This window comes from Streptomyces dioscori, from assembly GCF_003024195.1.
Lineage (GTDB): Bacteria > Actinomycetota > Actinomycetes > Streptomycetales > Streptomycetaceae > Streptomyces > Streptomyces dioscori.
In genome coordinates this window covers 436,341-455,289 of sequence record NZ_KZ679045.1, presented here as the reverse complement: position 1 = coordinate 455,289, position 18,949 = coordinate 436,341, and the positions used below count along the sequence as shown (strand labels likewise).

Here is an 18,949-nt window from a genome sequence, read left to right as displayed (position 1 = left end):
GCGTGGCCGGCAGGATCAACGACGAGGACGTGAAGGCGGTTCGGGACGGGGTCCCGATCGACGCCGTGGTGTCCGAGTACCTCCAACTGCGCAACGCGGGCGGCGGGAACCTCAAGGGACTGTGCCCGTTCCACGACGAGAAGTCGCCCTCCTTCCAGGTCAGCCCGAGCAAGGGGCTCTTCCACTGCTTCGGCTGCCAGGAGGGCGGCGACACCATCACGTTCGTGATGAAGGTCGACCACCTCACCTTCTCGGAGGCGGTCGAGCGCCTCGCGGGCCAGGCGGGCATCACCCTTCGTTACGAAGAGGGCGGGTACAACCCCTCCCACCAGCGTGGCGAGCGGATCCGCCTGGTCGAGGCCCACCAGGCCGCCGCCAAGTTCTACATCGAGCAGCTCGACACCAGCTCCGAGGCCGACACCGGCCGCACGTTCCTCGCCGAGCGTGGCTTCGACCAGTCGGCCGCCACGCACTTCGGTGTCGGCTACAGCCCGCAGGGCTGGGACCACCTCGTCCGCTTCCTGCGCGGCAAGGGCTTCACCGACAAGGAACTGGTCCTGTCCGGCCTCGCCCAGGAGGGCCGCCGCGGCCCCATCGACCGCTTCCGCGGCCGGCTGATGTGGCCGATCCGCGACATCGGCGGCGAGGTCGTCGGCTTCGGCGCCCGCAAGCTCTACGAGTCGGACAACGGCCCGAAGTACCTGAACACGCCCGACACGCCGATCTACCGCAAGTCCCAGGTCCTGTACGGCATCGACCTCGCCAAGAAGGACATCGCCAAGAGCAGCCGGGCCGTCGTCGTCGAGGGCTACACCGACGTCATGGCCTGCCACCTCGCCGGCATCACCACCGCCATCGCGACCTGCGGCACGGCCTTCGGCAACGACCACATCAAGATCCTGCGCCGGCTCCTGATGGACAACGGCTCGGCACGGGTCATCTTCACCTTCGACGGCGACTCGGCCGGCCAGAAGGCCGCCCTGCGCGCCTTCGAGGACGACCAGAAGTTCGCCGCCGAGACGTACATCGCGATCGCCCCCGACGGCATGGACCCCTGCGACCTGCGCCTCGCCAAGGGTGACGCGGCCGTCGCCGACCTCGTCGAACCGCGCACCCCGCTCTTCGAGTTCGCCCTGCGCCAGATCATCGCCCGCTACGACCTGGAGACCCCGGCGGGCCGCGCCGCCGCGCTCGACGAGTCCGCGCCCGTGGTGGCCCGTATCAAGAACAGCGGCGCCCAGCACGAGGTCGCCGTCCAGCTCGCCGGCATGCTCGGCATCCTCGACACGCAGTTCGTCGTCAAGCGGGTCGCCCAGATGGCCCGCTGGGCCCGCGACCGCGGCGGCAAGGGCCCCGCGCCGACGGGCACGGGCGCGAGCAACGGCCGCGGGCCGCAGCAGTACGAGAACAGCGCTCCCAAGCCTCCTTCGGGCCCGGCCCTGACCCTGCGCAACCCGGTGTTCGCCACCGAGCGCGAACTGCTGAAGCTGGCCCTGCAGCGCCCCGACCTGGTCTCCCCGGCCTTCGACGCGTACGGCGTGGACGAGTTCACCGCCCCGCCGTACGCGGCCGTCCGCGAGACGATCATGGAGGCGGGCGGCGCGGAGCACGGCGTGAAGGACCCGCAGGAATACCTCGTACAGGTCCGCGAGGCCGCCCGGGACGACGTGGTTCGCGCCATGGTCACGGAGCTGGCCGTCGAGGCCATCATGCGCAAGACCGTCGACGAGGCCTACGCCGGCGAGCAGTTGGTCACCGTCCGCCGGCGCGCGGTCGAGCGCCGGGTCCGCGACGTCCAGGGCGCACTCGCGCGCGCCAGCGCACAGGGCGACCCGGCCCAGCTGACCGCCGTACAGAACGAGCTGTGGGTGCTCCAGCAGTACGACCAGGCCCTGCGCGAGAAGGGCCCGGCCGCGCTCTAGGCGGGCCGGCGCGGCCCCCGGGCCGGGATCAGGGACCAGGGGGAACCGGACACCTCGGAGAACGTCCCAGATCAGGGTGCACAGGAGCACACCTTCTTTCCGTGAGGGTAACCGGGCAGTCACGGACAGGACTCAAAAAGTCACCGCACGCCCCTCGTGGCGAGGATGTGTCGTACTCCACACTGGGTTCCGGTGCCTGAGTCCTCGGAGCGCGGCCGACCCGAACGCGACGGGTCCGAAGTCCCCGCGGTTCCGCTCAATGACTTCGGGATGGACAGCGGCAAGGCCGTCGACCCCATCCCCGACGTACCGCTGCCGCACGCCTCAGCAGCGACATTCCTGGAGGTCGCCCCCGTGCAGACCCAGACCCTGACCGACAACAGCACGCAGCCCGCGCACAAGGACACGGACGCCGATGTCCTCGCGGCCGTACCACCGCAGAACCGTGCCGCCCGTCACCCCGAGAGCGCACCGGAGCCGGAGAGTACGCCGGAGCCGCCCGCCGCCGTCCTCGTGGAGAGCGAGACCGAGACACCGGAACCGGTGGAAGTACCGCGCGGACGTGCGGACACCGGCGGGCCGTCCTCCGACCTGTTCCGCCAGTACCTGCGGGAGATCGGCCGGATCCCGCTCCTCACCGCGGTCGAGGAGGTCGAACTCGCCCGCCGGGTCGAAGCGGGCCTCTTCGCCGAGGAGAAACTCCGGCTGGCCTCCGACCTCGACAGCCAGCTCGCCCTGGACCTCGACAAACTGGTGGTCATGGGCCGGATGGCCAAACGCCGCCTGATCGAGGCGAACCTGCGGCTCGTCGTCTCCGTCGCCAAGAGGTACGTGGGACGCGGGCTGACCATGCTCGACCTGGTCCAGGAAGGCAACCTGGGGCTCATCAGGGCGGTCGAGAAGTTCGACTACGCCCGCGGGTACAAGTTCTCGACGTACGCGACCTGGTGGATCCGCCAGGCCATGTCCCGGGCCCTCGCCGACCAGGCCCGCACGATCCGGGTCCCCGTGCACGTGGTCGAACTCATCAACCGCGTCGTGCGGGTACAGCGGCGGATGCTCCAGGAACGGGGGTACGAGCCGACCCCCGAGGAGGTCGCGGCGCATCTCGACCTGCCCAGTGAGCGGGTCAGCGAGGTGCTGCGGCTGGCGCAGGAGCCGGTGTCCCTCCACGCCCCGGTGGGGGAGGAGGACGATGTCGCTCTCGGCGACCTCATCGAGGACGGCGACGCGACGAGTCCCGTCGAGTCGGCGGCGTTCCTGCTGCTGCGGGAGCATCTGGAGGCGGTGCTGTCCACGCTCGGGGAGCGTGAGCGGAAGGTGGTCCAACTCCGTTACGGGCTGGCGGATGGCCGGCCTCGCACGCTGGAGGAGATCGGGCGGATCTTCGGCGTCACCCGCGAACGGATTCGCCAGATCGAGTCCAAAACCCTCAACAAACTCCGCGACCACGCGTTCGCGGACCAGCTGCGGGGCTACTTGGACTAGGGCTTTTCCTCGCCCCCGCCGCCCCTTCCCATTCCCGACCACGTATGGGGGCTGCGCCCCCTCGCCCCCCTGTCGCGCTGCGCGCTCGTCCTCAAACGCCGGACGGGCTGATTTTCAGCCCGTCCGGCGTTTGAGGACCGGGGGTTCGGGGGCGGAGCCCCTGAGTCAGTGACGGGACGGGTAGGGGCGGCGGGGGCGCAAAAAGACCCTCAGTCCACCTCCACCGCCGCCTGCGCGAACTGCGCCTTGTACAGGCGCGCGTACGCACCCCCCGCCGCCAGCAGATCCGCGTGAGCCCCCTGCTCCACGATCGCCCCGTCCTCCATGACGAGAATCGTGTCGGCATCGCGAATCGTCGACAGCCGGTGAGCGATCACGAACGACGTACGCCCGTGCGCCAGCTTCGCCATCGCCTTCTGGATGAGCACCTCGGTCCGCGTGTCCACGGAACTCGTCGCCTCGTCGAGAACGAGGATCACCGGATCGGACAGGAACGCCCGAGCGATCGTGATGAGCTGCTTCTCACCGGCGCTGACCCCGGACCCCTCGTCGTCGATGACGGTGTCGTACCCGTCGGGCAGCGTCCGCACGAACCGGTCCGCGTGGGCCGCCCGGGCCGCCTCCTCGACCTCACCGCGGGTGACCTCGCGCGAGGCCCCGTACGCGATGTTGTCCGCGATCGTGCCGCCGAACAGCCAGGTGTCCTGCAGCACCATCCCGATACCGGCCCGCAGTTCGTCGCGGGACATCGTGGCGATGTCGACGCCGTCGAGGGTGATCCGGCCGCCGGTGGTCTCGTAGAAGCGCATCAGCAGGTTCACCAGGGTCGTCTTGCCGGCGCCCGTGGGCCCTACGATCGCGACCGTGTGGCCCGGCTCCACCGACAGGGACAGGTCCTCGATGAGCGGCTTGTCCGGGTCGTACCGGAAGGAGACCCCTTCGAGGGCCACCCGGCCCCGCAGTTCCTCCGGCCGCGCCCCCGTCACCGGGTCGGCCTCCTGCTCCTCCGCGTCCAGCAGCTCGAAGATCCGCTCCGCGGAGGCGACCCCGGACTGCACGAGGTTCGCCATGGAGGCGACCTGGGTGAGCGGCATGGAGAACTGCCGGGAGTACTGGATGAAGGCCTGCACGTCACCGATGGACAGCGAGCCGGACGCGACGCGCAGCCCGCCGACCACCGCCACCAGCACATAGTTCAGGTTCGACACGAACATCATCAGCGGCTGCATGACCCCGCTGTTGAACTGCGCCCGGAACCCGGCCTCGTACAGCTTGTCGTTCTCCTCGGCGAACTGCGCCGCCGACTCGTCCTGCCGTCCGAAGACCTTCACCAGGGTGTGCCCGGTGTACATCTCCTCGATGTGCGCGTTGAGTTTGCCGGTGGTGCGCCACTGCTGCACGAAGTGCGGCTGCGACCGCTTGCCCACCCGGGTCGCCACGACGAACGACAGCGGCACGGTGACCAGCGCGACGAGCGCGAGCAGCCACGACACGTAGAACATCATGATCAGCACGCCGACGATGGTCAGCAGCGAGTTCACGAGCTGGCCCATCGACTGCTGGAGGGTCTGTCCTATGTTGTCGATGTCGTTCGTGGCGCGGCTGAGGACCTCACCGCGCTGGCGCTTGTCGAAGTAGGAGAGCGGCAGCCGCGACAGCTTGGTCTGCACGTCCTCGCGCATCTTGTACATCGTCAGGTTGACGGCCCGGTTCACCAGCCGCGTCGCCATCGCCATCAGCAGACCGGCCAGCAGGAACGCCACCAGCGCGATGCCGAGGACCTCGCCGACCGCGTCGAAGTCGATGCCCTGGCCCGGCGTGAAGTCCGTGCCCGAGAGCATGTCGGCCATCCCGCCGTCGCCGCGTTCCCGCATCGCCGCGAGGACCTCGGCCTTCGACTGCCCGGCGGGCAGCTCCCGTCCGACGACCCCGGCGAAGACCAGGTCGGTGGCCCGCCCCAGGATCTTCGGCCCGAGGACCGACAGGCCCACACTGCAGACCACGGCCGCGAGCATCACGTACAGCGTGGCGCGCTGCGGTTTGAACTGTGCCAGCAGCCGTTTGCCGGATCCCTTGAAATCCATCGAGTGATGGTCGGGTCCCGACCCGGCCATCATGCGCCCCATGGGCCCGGCCATCAGGCTGCCTCCGCTTCCGTCAGCTGCGAGAGCACGATCTCCCGATAGGTCTCGTTGTCCGCCATCAGCTCGTGGTGGCGGCCGGTCCCGACGACCCGGCCCTCGTCGAGGACCACGATCCGGTCGGCGTCGCGGATGGTCGACACCCGCTGGGCGACGATCACGACGGTCGCCTCGGCGGTCTCCCGCGCGAGCGCGGCACGCAGCGCCGCGTCCGTCGCGTAGTCGAGCGCGGAGAACGAGTCGTCGAAGAGATAGATCTCGGGACGCTGTACGAGGGTCCGGGCGATGGCGAGCCGCTGCCGCTGACCGCCGGACACGTTCGTGCCGCCCTGCGCGATCGTGGCGTCGAGGCCGTTCTCAAGCCCTTCCACGAACCCCTTGGCCTGCGCCACCTCCAGCGCGTGCCACAGCTCCTCGTCCGTCGCGTCCGGATTCCCGTACCGCAGGTTGGTGGCCACCGTCCCCGCGAACAGGTACGGCTTCTGCGGTACGAGGCTCACCGTGCGAGCCAGCAGCCGCGGCTCGACCGTGCGGACGTCGACGCCGTCCACCAGCACCTCCCCGTCGGTCGCGTCGAACAGCCGGGGGACGAGCCCGAGCAGGGTCGACTTGCCGCTGCCCGTCGAACCGATCACCGCGGTCGTCTCGCCGGGCAGCGCCACCAGGTCGACGCCCTTCAGCACGGGCTCCTCGGCGCCCGGATACCGGAACCCGGCCCCGCGCAGCTCCAGATGACCGTGCCGGCGCAGCTCCAGGACCGGAGCCTTCGGCGGGACGACACTGCTGGAGGTCTCCAGGACCTCCTGGATGCGCTCGGCGCACACCTCCGCGCGCGGCACCATCATGAACATGAAGGTGGCCATCATCACGGACATCACGATCTGCATCAGATAGGCGAGGAACGCGGTCAGCGCGCCGATCTGCATCCCGCCGCTGTCGATCCGGTGGGCACCGAACCACACCACCGCGATCGACGAGACGTTCACCACCGTCATGACGATCGGGAACATCAGCGCCAGCATCCGCCCGGTCCCCAGCGACACCTCGGTGAGGTCGGTGTTCGCCTTGCGGAAACGCTCCTCCTCGTACGTGTCGCGCACGAAGGCACGGATGACGCGGTTGCCGGTGATCTGCTCGCGCAGCACCCGGTTCACCGTGTCGAGGCGTACCTGCATCGTGCGGAACAGCGGCCGCAGCCGGCGCACGATGAGACCGACCGCGATGCCGAGCACCGGTACGACGGCCAGAAGTACGCCGGACAGGGGGACGTCCAGGCCGAGTGCCAGCACGATGCCGCCCACACACATGATCGGCGCCGACACCAGCAGCGTGAACGTCATCAGGGCCAGCATCTGCACCTGCTGGACGTCGTTCGTCGTACGGGTGATCAGGGAGGGGGCCCCGAAATGGCCCAGCTCACGCGCGGAGAAGGACTGCACCCGGTCGAAGACGGCGGCCCGCAGGTCCCGGCCGACCGCGGAGGCCGTACGGGCGCCGTAGTAGACGGCGCCGATGTTGCAGACGACCTGGGCCAGCGAGATGCCGATCATCAGGGCGCCGAAGGACAGGATGTAACCCGTGTCGCCCTTCACGACACCGTTGTCGATGATGTCGGCGTTCAGGGTCGGCAGGAAGAGCGTGGCGCAGGTCTGCAGGAACTGCAGAAGGACGAGCAGGCCGATGGGTTTCTTGTACGGCGTGAGATAGGTACGCAGAAGTCTTATGAGCACGCTGGGTCTCTCGGAGTCGGCGGCGGGGCGGTTGGTTGCCCTTGGCCCCCATCGTCGAACACTCCACCCGTGTTACCTCAACTGATTAACCCAAGAGAGGGCCAAGAGCGGAGCGGGTGTCGGTCCGAAGTCGTAGGCCGCCCGACCTTGAGGACCGGCCCTTCAGGACCGGAAGGCTCCCGGGTGCGTCTGGTTGCGCACCGACACGTACTGCTGGCGCACCGCCTGCCCCACCGCCAGCTCCTCGCCCGGCTCCAGGACCTGCGCGGCGGCACCCTGCCAGACGGGCGGCAGACCCGCCTGGATGGTGCCCTGCTGGACACCGAGCGCCCAGGCGGCCTGCCGGGCCGCGCCGATCGCCGCGTAGTCCGCGGGCTGCGGCACCACGATCTGCGTACCGAGCAGCGCGGGCGCGCACGCCTGCACCGCACCCAGCTCCGCGGCCTGGCCCAGCAGGAAGATCCGCCGTACCTCCACGCCCCGCTTGCGCAGCACGTCGAGCGCGTCGGCCAGCCCGCACAGCATGCCCTCGAAGGCGGCCCGCGCCAGATGCTCGGGCTTCATCGACTCGCGCCGCAGCCCGGCCAGCGTCCCCGCCGTGTGCGGCAGATTGGGCGTCCGCTCACCCTCCAGATACGGCAGCATGACCAGCCCGTGGGAGCCCGGGGTCGACTTCATCGCCAGGTCGGAGAGGGCCTCCAGATCGGATACGCCCAGCATCTCGGCGGCCCCGCGCAGGGCCCGTACGGCATTGAGCGTCGTGACGACCGGCAGATGCATGCCGGTCGCGTCCGCGAGCGAGGTGATCATCCCGGAGGAGTCGACCAGCGCCTCGTGGTGGACGGCCATCACGGAGCCGGAGGCGCCGAGCGAGACCACCGCGTCCCCGAGGCCGATGCCGAGCCCGAAGGCCGCCGCCATCGTCTCGCCCGTGCCCGCCGAGATCAGCAGCCCCTCGGGCGTCGTCCCCGCGGCCTCCCACGGCCCGAGCACATCGGGCAGCATCGCCTGGTGGCCGAGCGCCAGCTCCACCAGATCGGGCCGGTACGCGCCGGTCGCCGCCGACCAGTAGCCGGTGCTGGAGGCGCCGCCCCGGTCGGTGGTCCGGCGGGCGGGCCTGCCGAGCAGCTGCCACACCAGCCAGTCGTGCGCCTGGAGCAGCATCGCGGTCCGCGCGGCCGCCTCGGGCTCGGTCCTCGCCAGCCAGCGCAGCTTCGTCACGGGCTGGGCGGCCTGGGGCACCGACCCCACGGCCTGAGCCCAGGCCTCCCGCCCGCCGAGCGCGTCGACGAGATCGGCGGCGGCGACCTGGGCGCGCTTGTCCCCGCCGACCATCGCGGGACGGATGGTGTTGCCCTGGCTGTCCACCGGGACGAGCCCGTTCTGCTGAGCGGACACGCCGATGGCCTGGACGCCCTCCAGGAGGCCGCCGCCCGCGGCCTCGCCCAGGGAGAGCAGCCAGGCCTGCGGGTCGACGTCCGAGGGCCGGGAGCCCTCCGCCGCGCCGTCCAACGGATGCGGGGCATACCCCTGCCGGAGTACGGCTCCGCTGTCCGCGTCGCAGACGACGATGCGTGTGAAATCGGGCGAACTGTCCAGCCCGGCGACTATCCCCATGGCGGAAATTCTGCCGTATCGCTGCGCTGGCTTGGGCCGTGGGCGTCGTTGGGGTGCCCGTTGTCCTTCGTCTGCGGCGCCGTCGGGGCTGGTCGCGCAGTTCCCCGCGCCCCTTCAGGTGGGACGGCTGGACCTGCTCCGAAGGACTGGCGCTAGGTGTTGCTCGTGCCCCAGTCGTCCTCTGTGCGGGTGCCGTTCGCGTTGCGTTCGCGCAGCGAGCGGACCCGCTCGGAGACCGAGTCGGGGACCCGGTCACCGACCTTCTCGCTCACCACGTGGAACGCCTTCCCGGCGAACTGACGGCCCTGCAGGGCCGCCGATTCGGCGGTGTTGCGCACCGCCGGGTTCTGCGAGACCTGCCGGGCGGTCTTCCTCAGTTGCTCGTAGCGCTCGCGCCCGGCGCGTGTGCCGAGCACGTATCCCAGAGCCAGTCCGACGACGAACGTGAGCCGGTAGCGCATGGGGCCACCCTTCCTCTTGTGAGTCGGTCCTTTGCGACGGCGTCGGTCGCAGGCGGGTTACCGATTGGCGAAGCACCCCCCTGCTTGCGCTAATGTATGTGTCGCAGCGAGCGCACGCCCTCTGGCGAATACCCAGGGAGCTACGTTCGATGCAGACGAGGCAATCCCCTGTAGCTCAATTGGCAGAGCAGCCGGCTGTTAACCGGCAGGTTACTGGTTCGAGTCCAGTCGGGGGAGCTTCGATCTTCCGTAGCTCAATTGGCAGAGCAGCCGGCTGTTAACCGGCAGGTTACTGGTTCGAGTCCAGTCGGGAGAGCAGTGCGAACGAGGACCCCATGGACCCCATCGGGGTCCTTTTTCATGGCCGTGGGAACCGCTGCGCCCCAGGTGAGGTCCTAGAGGGCAGGCGAAGTCGACCATCCGAAGCAGGAGATCGTATGAGCGGCTATGCTGCGGCAGACGGCGCGCACACATGTGCGCGACGCGCCGTAATGGGGCGGTAGCTCAGCCGGTTAGAGCAGCGGACTCATAATCCGCCGGCCGTGGGTTCGAGTCCCACCCGCCCCACCACGCGCTACGCGGGAAGAATCGATCTGACCAGCAACTTCGCTGACAGGTCGGGCAAGTTGGGGGATCTTGGCGGCCCGGTTGATCATGGACTCATGATCCTGAGGCCGCATCGAGGCCAGAGGTCAAGCGGCGACGCGCATTCCCTCATCCGGGCCATCCTTGCCGGCGTCGAGGCCACTTGCCGGGGCCTTGCGCGACCCCCCGGGGCTTCGAGCGCCCGCCCTGCTCCGGATCTTGCTTCCGGGGCCGAGGCGCGAGCAGGCGGATCGGCAGGAGGCCGGAGAGCTCGACGAGCCGGTTCACCCGACGACTTGTCCGGTCGGGGCGCAGGGACTCGCCGCCCACAGCGCGTTCGTCCGAGCGTCGACTGTGAGGCTGCGCACACCGTCCTGCTTCCTCCCGTGTACCCGCGGTACCCGCTCCGCCGGGTGACCAGAGCCATTCCGGAACGCGGGACGCGGCCTCGCCCCGGTCCGCAGCTCTCAGACAGGGCAGCGGACCAGGGCGGGACGGTGAGGGTATCCGCGCTGCTTTCCTGCTCCGGCGGACAGCGATGCTGCCGCGGCCTACGTGCGGCGCCGTCCCAGCAGAAGAACGATGCCGCCGAGTGCTGCCGCCACCGCACCCACCACGATCAGTACGATGCTCGCCCGTTCTCCGGTCGCCTTGGCGATTCCGAAGCCGATGGCGACGACTGCCAGCAGCACTACCACCGCAGCGAACTGTTTCCTGCGTTCAGGGCTCATCAGAAGGCCGCGCTGAAGAACTCGTACGAGGCCCCTACGGCGCCGATCGTAGTTCCCCCGGCAACGATCGCTGGGGCACATCCGACTACGGTCACGCACGCCGGAGCGGCGGCCACAGTGGCGATACCAGAGCCCACAGCCACGAGGGCAGACCCGACGCCTCCGAGAAACGCACCCACACTGAACAGCCCATTGGGGTCGATGCGGTTGACGGGGTCGCCTTCGGCGTAGAGGTAGGGGTTCTTTTCCTGGCCGGAGGGGTCTTGTTGGGTGAAGCGGCCGATGTCGGGGTCGTAGTGGCGGGCGCCGAGGTGGTACATGCCGGTGGGGTCCTGGTGACCGCCGGCGAACCGGTAGGGCTGGGAGACTCCGGCTTTTTCGGTGGATTCGGCGCGGGTGACGCCGCGGGGGCTGTACGAGTACGTGTTCACCTTCGTGCCGGACTCGTCGGCGAGGCCGACGACGGAGCCGAGGGCGTCGGTGAGGTAGTAGTACGCCTTGCCGTCACGGGTCATGGAGTTGAGCGTGCCCTCGGCTTCGCGAACGAATCCCGTGTCCGCGCCGGCGGTTGTTTCCGCGGCCAGACCGAGGGGGCCGGGGTGGAAGTAGGTGTCGCCCAGGCGGTGGCGTTCGCTGGAGTCGGTGGAGCCGTACTCACCGGGGTAGGTCTTGCCGGCGACGGTGACGGAGGTCAGCTGGGAGAAGTCCGACCACGTCTCGGACGTACGCGTGCCCTCGGGGGTGGAGGCGCCGGCGGTCTCGTTGCCGGCCTGGTCGTAGGACCAGTTCGTCGTGGAGCCGTTCTTGGAGGTGAGCTGTTGGGCGTCGTTGTAGGTGTAGAGGGTGCCGCGGGGGCAGCCCTTGTCGACGCCCTGGGAGGTGAGGTTGCCGGCGAGGTCGTAGCAGTACTGCCAGGAGGAGTTGAGGGTGGCGCCCTTCTTCTCCTCCGCGTAGGAGAAGCGGCCGGCCTTGTCGTACTCGTAGGTGGTCTTCATCCCGGACACTGCGTCGGTGGAGGTGCGGATCTTCGCCCCGTCCGCGGTCTTGCCGGCGTCGTCGGTGTACGCGTACGTGTAGGCGAGGCTGACCAGGGTGCCCTTGGACGAGGTGGTCCTGACGCTTTCGGGGCGCCCGGACTTGTCGGGCTTGACCGTCTGGACGGTGCCGCCGGGGTAGGCGGTCTCGGTGCGCACGTCGTTCTCGTTGTGCTTGTAGGTGGTCGAGCGGCCCTGGGGGTCCTTGAGGGACTTGAGGCGGTTGGCCTCGTCCCAGGTGTAGTCGACGGTGCCCTGCGGGTCGGTGTAGGTGTCGACGTTGCCGGCCGCCGTGTACGCCAGCACGGTCTGGGAGCCGTCCTGCAGGGTGCGGACCGTCTCGCGGGACAGCGGGTCGAAGTCGTACTTGATGGTGCCGATGTCGTCGGTGCGCTGCTTGAGGTTGCCGTCACCGTCGTAGGTGTAGGTGACGGTCGTGTTGGTGGTGGAGACCTGCTTGACGCGGTCTCGGTGGTCGTAGGTGTAGACGCTCTTGATGCCGCGGCCGTCGGTCGTCGTCTCGGTGCGGCCGAGCGCGTCATAGGTGTGGACGATCGGGTTCGCGTTCAGCGGCGCGGGCGGGGTGACCTTGGTGAGGTTGCCCTTGGTGTCGTAGGCGAAGGCGGTGGTGACCGATTTCGCGGCGGTCATCTTGGTGACGGCCTTGCAGGTCTGGCCCTCGAAGCCGCCGCAGGTTGGGGTGGCGGGGTTGTAGTCGAAGGACCGGGTGCCGCCGCCGGTGCCCTGGACCGCGACCGACTTGGTGTTGCCGGCCGCGTCGTAGGTGTACTTGCTCTCCTCGCCGTCCATGCTCTTGGAGCTGTCGGGCAGGTCGGCGCCCGCGACGGTCCGGTAGCCGGCCGTCGCGTTGCCGCCGGTGGGCAGGGTCACGGAGGTGGCGTTGTTACGGGCGTCCCACCCGTACGCCGTGACGTTGCCGCCGGATCCGCCGACGCCCATCGCGTCCTCGGCCGTGGCGACGTTCTTGTTGGCGTCGTAGGTCTTGGACCGCTTGTGGTTCAGCGGGTCCACGACGTTCTCGACCGTGCCGTCGGCCTTGTGCGTGTACTTCGTCGCGTGGGATTCGGGATCGGTGACCGTCGTGATCCCCGCGGCCTTCGGGTCGGAGGCGCTGTAGGTGTAGCGGTAGGTGGGGCCGGTGTGGCCGGAGCCGTCGAAGGCGGTGGCGCGCAGCATGCTGGTGACGCGGTTGGCGGCGTCGTAGGTGAAGACGGTGACGCGTTTTTCGGGGGTGGTGATCTTGGTGAGGCGGCGGGAGGAGTCGTACTCGAAGTCGGTGGCCTTGCCCTCGGTGTCCGTCGTCCTGCTGAGATCGCCGGCGGGGTTGAGGTCGAAGACCGCGGTGCGGCCGGTGTGGTCCTTGGCCTGCCACTGCGAGGCATCCGTCTTCAGCAGGTCGACGGAGCGGCCGGAGCGGGTCTCGGTGAGCTTGAAGCCCTTGTGCTCGGTGCCCTCGTCGTGCTGGTCGACGGTGATGACGCCCTTGTTCTTGTCCGTGACCCTGGTCAGTGTGCCGTTCGCGTTGTAGGTGTCCTTCGACCCCGACTTGCGGTCGGTCAGGGTGAGGGTGCCGTCCGCGTTCTTCCGCAGGTCCTTCGACAGACCCGCGGGGGTCTTGTACGTTCCGTCGGCGTTGTCGGTGAACGTCCAGGACGCCCCGGTGGAGTCGTAGAGCACGATGTCGTCGGCGTTGATCTGCGCGTACCGCTCGTACGTCTGCCACCAGCGCTGGGAGACCTTGCCCCAGGGGGTGTCCAGCGAGTTGTAGGTGCGGGCGAGCTGCAGCTTCTGCCCGGCCCCGGCGACGTCGAAGTCGGTGGCGGCCAGCATCAGGTTGCCGGTGGAGTAGTCGATGCGCGCCACCAGGGAGTCGGTGACACGGAAGTCCGTGATCTGATGCCAGGACACATCGCCCTGCCCTTCGGGCACATAGGCCGCGGCAGCGGCCCGAGCGGTGTCGCCTGCCGCGCCGGAGCGTGCGCCCTTGCCGGTGGGCGAGGTCGCGCGCTCCTTCTGCGCCTTGCGCCAGGCCTCTCGCTCCGGCGACAGGGGCGCCTCGGCCACCGGCTCGGCCGGCTTCGTCTCGCCGACCTTCACCGCCGGCATGGTCGCCTTGCCGGCCTCTTTGCCCCATACGGAGACCGGGTCGGGACTTGTCGGCTCAGCGGCCGGTGCCGCCAGGGCCGGCACGGCGCCCGCGGCGAGCGACAGCGCCGCCAAGGCCGCCACGAGACTGTGTCTCGCCCGGAAATGGGCATGACTGTGCGCACGTGAATGCGACATTTCCCCCCCCCAGGGAAAAGTAGGCCCAGTGACCCCTTCGGTCACTGGGTGCACGCAGCATTCATCACAAAGGCACCGAACGGGCGGCCGTTCCCCCGAACGAATTTTCCATGCACCGAAGACCGGCCAGAAGGTGACTCGGTCTCAGACACGAGTTCACTTGGGGGGAGGGCTGACTGACCGTAATGTCGGCCGCCTGTGACCAGCAGCGAGAGGCTGACGTGAGCCAGTACTACGACCTGGGCGACCGAACCCTGTGGAACCCGTCCAACGGGGCGTCCCGTCTGTTCATGAACCAGATCACCGTCTATCAAGCCGAAGTGAGCCTGCCGTCCGGCATCGGACCCATGGAGGCTGATGAGTGCCAGATCGACCCCATCGCCTTCGCGGCGTTCGTCGACGCCCTGCTCGCCTGGCACAGCGGAACCAGACACGCCGTCATGGCCACACTGTCCGAGGGGTTCGTTGCCACGGTGCTGGCCTTGGCCGAGGCAGCGAACATCGAGGTGGACTGGCAGGCGGCCGAGCGCGCCGAGAGCGATTACCTCAAGACGGCTTCGGACCCCCATGCGCAGAAGTGGACGGCCGCGCTGCGGGAGAAGTCACGGGGTCTCGTCCGGCACATGGGGCCCTGAGCTTCATCTGCCCCCCGGAGGGCGAGGGCGGGGTCAAAGCCGGGATGGTGCATCTGATCCCGCGGCGGCGCGGACAAGCACGGTTCATGCGGGAGGCGCACGCCCTGTCGGCCCGCACATGGACCGGATGGACGGGCGGGCGGACGGCCCGGCGGGGCCGGCTCACCCCTCACGCTGGGCAGGGAGCGGGTACGTCGACCCCGTCCAGGTAGAGAGCCCTCTGCGCGTCGGTCGGTTCCCCGCCCGCGAGGCGGCACAGGTCTTTGCGCCAGTCGGCGGGCGAGATGTTCCACAGGCCGAGGTTCCCGTCCGGGCGGATGGTCGCGACCCGTCTGCCCGCCTCCACCAAGGCAAGATCGGTCAGTTGACCTCGTAGAACACTGGCTATCGGCTCCTTCCACGAGCCGATCAGTCGTCCCGTGGCGAGGTCCCAGAGGAGTAGCTGATTATGGCTGTCGGTTTCGTCCGCGCCTTGCCTGACGCTGTCCGTGTGCTGCACGACGAGCCCCTGTTCGCGGGCGACGACGTACTCGCTCATGCCGCTCACCGTGTTGCCGCCCGCCAGTGGCTGGTGACGGTCGGGTGTGGATCGGCGGACGATCTCGCCTTTGTCCTCGGAGTCTCCCAGGACCAGATACTCACCGTCGTCGCTCACGGCGAGCCTGCTCAGACCGCCGTTCGTCCGCGTGCGCCACAGAACCTTCGGGGCCCGCGAGCCGTCGCAGCGCCACACGGTGACGGTCATGTCGCTCTCCGGCCCGTCGGTATCGGTGCCGCTCGGGGTGGCGACGGCGAAGTAGCGGCCATTGACCGCCGTCTCCGGAAGGCTGGAAGAAGTGGACAGGACGCGCCGTCCGTCCGCCCACACCGCCGACACCGTCGACGGGCCGCTGTTCAGCGAACCGGCCCTGCTGCGCTTGTCGATGATCCGGAATCCTCCGAATTGCCGGACAAGCAGCCAACGGCCGTCGGAGCTTGCGGTCAGCGATGTGTAGGGAAGGTCGGTCTGCGCTTCCCTCGACCGGATACCCGCTGGAACGTCGGCCAGCTTTGCCTCCTGCGTCAGCGACGACTGGACTGCGTCGCCCACGTCGCTGGTGGACAGGACCACTGAACCGTCGGCGTTCATCGCGATGTCCGCGACCGAGTTGGAGTGTCGGGCGAGGGGCTGTTCGACGGAGAGATCGGAGGCGAGGCCGACCATCAGTAGTGGGACACCACGCCGGAGGCCTGGATCGAGGAGGCTTGTCGAACGGCCGGGCGGGATCTGTCACCGGCCGAGTGGGAGCGGTACGTCGGTACGACGGCCCCTGACGACCTGCGCTGCGAACGCAGATAGGGGCTGTCCGCGACTGCGTCTGCGGAAGTCTGCCGGGCCTGCCGTGGAGTGCGCACTCCGAGACCCGTCCGGCCACGCGTGGTCAACGTGGTCGACGGTCAGAGAGGGGCCTGCCATGTCGTTGTGCTTTCCTCCTCGGCCGGGGTGCCGTTGTCCGTGACCGTCAGGTGTACCGCTGGGCGGCCGTCCGGGAGGCTTGCCGTTGCGTCGATCGTGACCGCGATGCGGGTCGTGCCGGCGCGGCGTGACGCTTTCGCGAGGGCGTCACGCAGGGCCGTGAGGAGATGGCCGGCCACCGTGTCCGGGACGCGGGTGTCGACCGGCCCCGTGAACTGGACCGACGGCTGGACGCCGAGAGCCGCCGCGGCGCCCGCCGTCTCGCGGAGCACCTTGCCCCGGAAGCTGGTCGGGGCGTCCGCGGGCGGCTGCTGGAGGGCGAAGATCGCCGTACGGACCTCCTGGACGGTGGACCTGAGTTCGTCGAGGGCCCGGCCGATCGTCGCGTGGACCTCCGCCTCCCGCTCCTCCGCGGCCGCGCGGCGCTGCGTCGACTCCAGCATCATGCCGGTGGCGAAGAGCCGCTGGACGACCAGGTCGTGCAGGTCGCGGGCGATCCGGTCGCGGTCCTCGAAGACCGCCAGCCGCTCCCGGCGCTGCCGCGCGTCCGCCAGCACCAGCGCCAGCGCGGCCTGCGAGGCGAACTGCGTGGCCAGCAGTTTCTCCGCCGGGCTGTACGGGGGATCACCGCGCCGGCGCGGGAGGGCGAGGGTGCCGATGAGCCGGCCCCCGGCCTGGAGCGGCAGCATCATGCTCGGCCCGAACCGGACCCGAACGGGGGTCGTCATACGTACGTCGGTCGCCGAGTCCTCCAGGAACACCGGCTCGCCGCCGAGGAGTTGCTCCAGGACCGCGCTGCCCGGCGCGATGGTCGTGCCGATCAGGCCGTCCCGGCCGGCCGGTGCCGACGCCGTGACGATCTCCATGCCGCCCTCGTCCGTGGGCTGGAGGATCACCCCGGCCGACGCGTCGGCGAGGACGCGGGCGCGCTCGGCGACCGTCATCAGCGCGTCGGCCGCCGTCTCGCCGGTGAGCAGCGCCGTCGTCACGGCCGCCGCCCCTTCGATCCAGCGTTCCCGCTGACGGGCCGTCTCGTACAGGCGGGCGTTGCCGATCGCGATGCCCGCCTGAGCGGCCAGCAGCCGTACCAGCTGCTCGTCCTCGGCGGTGAAGGGGCCGCCGCGCTTCTCGGTGAGGTAGAGGTTGCCGTACACCTCGTCCTGTACGAGCAGGGGTACGCCGAGGAAGCTGCGCATCTCCGGGTGTCCGGGCGGGATGCCGCACGCGCGCGGGTCGGTGGTCAGGTCGGTGAGCCGCAGCGGCGCGGCCTCGTGGACGAGTGCGCCGAGCAGGCCCCGGCGTCCGCTGGGCGGATGCCCGATGCGGGCCCGTTCGGCCTCCGGCAGTCCGGCCGTGCAGAACTCCGCCAGGCCGTTGTCGCCGGGCGCGAGCACGCCAAGCGCCGCGTACCGGGCGCCGGTCAGCGCCGCCGCGTTCTCCACGATGCGCTGGAGCGTGGCGCGCAGTTCGAGATCGCTGCCGACGCCGAGGACGGCTTCGAGGAGACGGGGGAGGGGGAGGAGGGGGAGCCCTTGAGAGGGGGGCTCCGGGGAAGAGGGCTCCGCGGGGCTCGCGGGGCTCGGGGGGTTCGGGGGAGTCGTGGGGTTCGGGGGGTTCGTGGGCGTGGATTCCGTCATGGGTGTCGCTGTGGTGGCGGCTCGGGGGGGTATGGGCTTGTGGGCGCGTGCGGCTTTTCAGCCGGCCGTCGGGTCGAGGACCAGGGGCTCGATCCGGCCCTCCAGCATCGCGCCCAGGCCGAGGACCGCGCACACGTCGGGCCGTTCGGCGATGTGCACCGGCATGCCCGTCGCCTGCCGCAGCATCTGGTCGAGGCCGGGCAGCAGCGCGCTGCCGCCGACCATCATGATCCCGCGGTCCACTAGGTCGGCCACCAGGTCCGGCGGGCACACGCGCAGCACCTTGCCGATGCCGTCGAGCACGGCGGTCAGCGGGGTCTGGATGGCGTCGCGCACGGCGGCCGTGTCGACCTGAACGGAACGGGCGAGGCCGGTGGCCACGTCCCGGCCGTGGATCTCGGTGGACGTCGGCCCCTGTGAGGTGAGCCCGTTCCCGGAGAGGGCGAGCTGCAGGGGGCGTACGGACTGCGAGGGGAGCATCAACTCGTGGTGGTGGCGCAGGTGCTGGACGATCGCGTGGTCGATGGCCTCGCCGCCCACGGGGATGCGTTCGGCGGTGACGATCGAGCCCAGCGACAGTACGGCGACCTGGGTGGCGGCGGCCCCGCACACCATGATCATGGTGGCCTCGGGGCGTTCCACGGGCAGCCCGCAGCCGACACCTGCGGCGATGAGCGTGTCGACCAGTTCGACGCGGCGCGCGCCGAGACCGACGAGTGTCTCCATGGTCGCCCGCTGGGCCAGCGGGTCGGAGTCGTGCGGGGTGCAGGCGGCGGCCCGCAGCCGGGGCTTGCGGCGCAGGGTGCGGCGGACCTTGTCGCCGAGGAGCTGGCGCAGCATGCGCTGGGCCATCTCGATGTCGACGACCGTGCCGCCGGAGACGGGGCGTACGACGCGGATGTAGTGGGGGGTACGGCCCGTCATCTTCTCGGCGAACTCGCCGACCGCGATCAGGGCGCCGGTCCTGGTGTTCACCGCGGCGACGCTGGGCTGGTCGACGATCAGCCCGGCGCCCTTCACGTAGACACGCGTTCTCGCCGCTCCGAGGTCGACGGCGAAATGGCAGCGGCGCAACTGCTCCAGGCTGGCGGTCATGGCAGGTCCTCCCGAGAGCACAGACCGTGGGACTCCACCGGACGGCGGTCCTCCTTCGCATCGTGCGCGAACTGACGGGGTGTCGCCTTTCGGGGTGGGCCGGGCGGGGTGCG

At 69.8% G+C, this 18,949-nt stretch carries 12 protein-coding genes and 3 tRNA genes; 6 read left to right on the top strand and 9 right to left on the bottom strand.

Translation table 11 applies throughout. The annotated features are described in order from the left end of the window. The first annotated feature begins 2 nt into the window (after positions 1 to 2). Positions 3 to 1,922, top strand: coding sequence for a DNA primase (gene dnaG, locus C6Y14_RS22600; protein WP_107018581.1), 1,920 nt, complete (start codon positions 3 to 5; stop codon positions 1,920 to 1,922). A gap of 192 nt (positions 1,923 to 2,114) precedes the next feature. After that, positions 2,115 to 3,410, top strand: a complete 1,296-nt coding sequence (locus tag C6Y14_RS22595; RefSeq protein WP_107018580.1) for an RNA polymerase sigma factor — start codon at positions 2,115 to 2,117, stop codon at positions 3,408 to 3,410. A gap of 209 nt (positions 3,411 to 3,619) precedes the next feature. Here C6Y14_RS22595 and C6Y14_RS22590 read toward each other — a convergent pair whose 3' ends face one another. The 4 genes from C6Y14_RS22590 to C6Y14_RS22575 all read right to left on the bottom strand — a co-directional run bounded on the left by C6Y14_RS22590 (position 3,620) and on the right by C6Y14_RS22575 (position 9,359). After that, on the bottom strand, positions 3,620 to 5,548 hold the full coding sequence (locus tag C6Y14_RS22590) for an ABC transporter ATP-binding protein (protein ID WP_107018579.1): 1,929 nt from the start codon (positions 5,546 to 5,548) through the stop codon (positions 3,620 to 3,622). After that, complete coding sequence (locus tag C6Y14_RS22585; RefSeq protein WP_107018578.1) at positions 5,548 to 7,281, bottom strand: ABC transporter ATP-binding protein; 1,734 nt, start codon at positions 7,279 to 7,281, stop codon at positions 5,548 to 5,550. The genes C6Y14_RS22590 and C6Y14_RS22585 overlap by 1 nt, the downstream gene beginning before the upstream one ends. Before the next feature lie 162 nt (positions 7,282 to 7,443). Next, positions 7,444 to 8,898 carry an FGGY family carbohydrate kinase gene (locus tag C6Y14_RS22580; protein ID WP_107018577.1) on the bottom strand — a complete coding sequence of 485 codons (1,455 nt, stop codon included), beginning with the start codon at positions 8,896 to 8,898 and terminating at the stop codon, positions 7,444 to 7,446. A gap of 152 nt (positions 8,899 to 9,050) precedes the next feature. Then, the gene (locus tag C6Y14_RS22575) at positions 9,051 to 9,359 is read right to left on the bottom strand and encodes a hypothetical protein (RefSeq protein WP_107018576.1); all 309 of its coding nucleotides are present in this window, start codon (positions 9,357 to 9,359) and stop codon (positions 9,051 to 9,053) included. A 164-nt stretch (positions 9,360 to 9,523) separates the two neighbouring features. Between C6Y14_RS22575 and C6Y14_RS22570 the strand changes: the two genes are divergently transcribed. The 3 genes from C6Y14_RS22570 (at position 9,524) to C6Y14_RS22560 (ending at position 9,929) form a co-directional block, all read left to right on the top strand. Beyond that, positions 9,524 to 9,596 (top strand) — tRNA-Asn (locus C6Y14_RS22570). 6 nt (positions 9,597 to 9,602) lie between these two features. Beyond that, a tRNA-Asn gene (locus C6Y14_RS22565) sits at positions 9,603 to 9,675 on the top strand. Positions 9,676 to 9,852: 177 nt separating this feature from the next. Beyond that, positions 9,853 to 9,929 (top strand) — tRNA-Ile (locus C6Y14_RS22560). A 566-nt stretch (positions 9,930 to 10,495) separates the two neighbouring features. Here the strand turns inward: C6Y14_RS22560 and C6Y14_RS44175 are convergent. Both C6Y14_RS44175 and C6Y14_RS22550 read right to left on the bottom strand, forming a co-directional pair. Next, on the bottom strand, positions 10,496 to 10,642 hold the full coding sequence (locus tag C6Y14_RS44175) for an LPXTG cell wall anchor domain-containing protein (RefSeq protein WP_159074300.1): 147 nt from the start codon (positions 10,640 to 10,642) through the stop codon (positions 10,496 to 10,498). A 32-nt stretch (positions 10,643 to 10,674) separates the two neighbouring features. Beyond that, on the bottom strand, positions 10,675 to 13,959 hold the full coding sequence (locus C6Y14_RS22550; RefSeq protein WP_225891210.1) for an RHS repeat-associated core domain-containing protein: 3,285 nt from the start codon (positions 13,957 to 13,959) through the stop codon (positions 10,675 to 10,677). A gap of 275 nt (positions 13,960 to 14,234) precedes the next feature. Between C6Y14_RS22550 and C6Y14_RS22545 the strand changes: the two genes are divergently transcribed. Next, complete coding sequence (locus C6Y14_RS22545) at positions 14,235 to 14,648, top strand: DUF6086 family protein (protein WP_225891209.1); 414 nt, start codon at positions 14,235 to 14,237, stop codon at positions 14,646 to 14,648. A gap of 169 nt (positions 14,649 to 14,817) precedes the next feature. On the opposite strand, the gene C6Y14_RS22535 is transcribed toward C6Y14_RS22545, so the two are convergent. The 3 genes from C6Y14_RS22535 to C6Y14_RS22525 form a co-directional block, all read right to left on the bottom strand. Beyond that, positions 14,818 to 15,852: a WD40 repeat domain-containing protein gene (locus C6Y14_RS22535; protein WP_107018571.1), complete on the bottom strand. Its 1,035-nt coding sequence runs from the start codon at positions 15,850 to 15,852 to the stop codon at positions 14,818 to 14,820. Positions 15,853 to 16,085: 233 nt separating this feature from the next. Beyond that, complete coding sequence (locus tag C6Y14_RS22530; protein WP_107018570.1) at positions 16,086 to 17,741, bottom strand: GAF domain-containing sensor histidine kinase; 1,656 nt, start codon at positions 17,739 to 17,741, stop codon at positions 16,086 to 16,088. Between the two features lie 57 nt (positions 17,742 to 17,798). Continuing rightward, the gene (locus tag C6Y14_RS22525; RefSeq protein WP_107018569.1) at positions 17,799 to 18,836 is read right to left on the bottom strand and encodes a rod shape-determining protein; all 1,038 of its coding nucleotides are present in this window, start codon (positions 18,834 to 18,836) and stop codon (positions 17,799 to 17,801) included. Positions 18,837 to 18,949: the final 113 nt, after the last annotated feature.

Bases quoted from the DNA above. Each gene is read 5' to 3' on its own strand.
- C6Y14_RS22590 (WP_107018579.1), bottom strand. From the start codon at position 5,548: ATGGCCGGGCCCATGGGGCGCATGATGGCCGGGTCGGGACCCGACCAT.
- C6Y14_RS22580 (WP_107018577.1), bottom strand. From the start codon at position 8,898: ATGGGGATAGTCGCCGGGCTGGACAGTTCGCCCGATTTCACACGCATC.
- C6Y14_RS22575 (WP_107018576.1), bottom strand. From the start codon at position 9,359: ATGCGCTACCGGCTCACGTTCGTCGTCGGACTGGCTCTGGGATACGTG.
- C6Y14_RS22535 (WP_107018571.1), bottom strand. From the start codon at position 15,852: ATGGTCGGCCTCGCCTCCGATCTCTCCGTCGAACAGCCCCTCGCCCGA.
- C6Y14_RS22530 (WP_107018570.1), bottom strand. From the start codon at position 17,741: ATGACGGAATCCACGCCCACGAACCCCCCGAACCCCACGACTCCCCCG.
- C6Y14_RS22525 (WP_107018569.1), bottom strand. From the start codon at position 18,836: ATGACCGCCAGCCTGGAGCAGTTGCGCCGCTGCCATTTCGCCGTCGAC.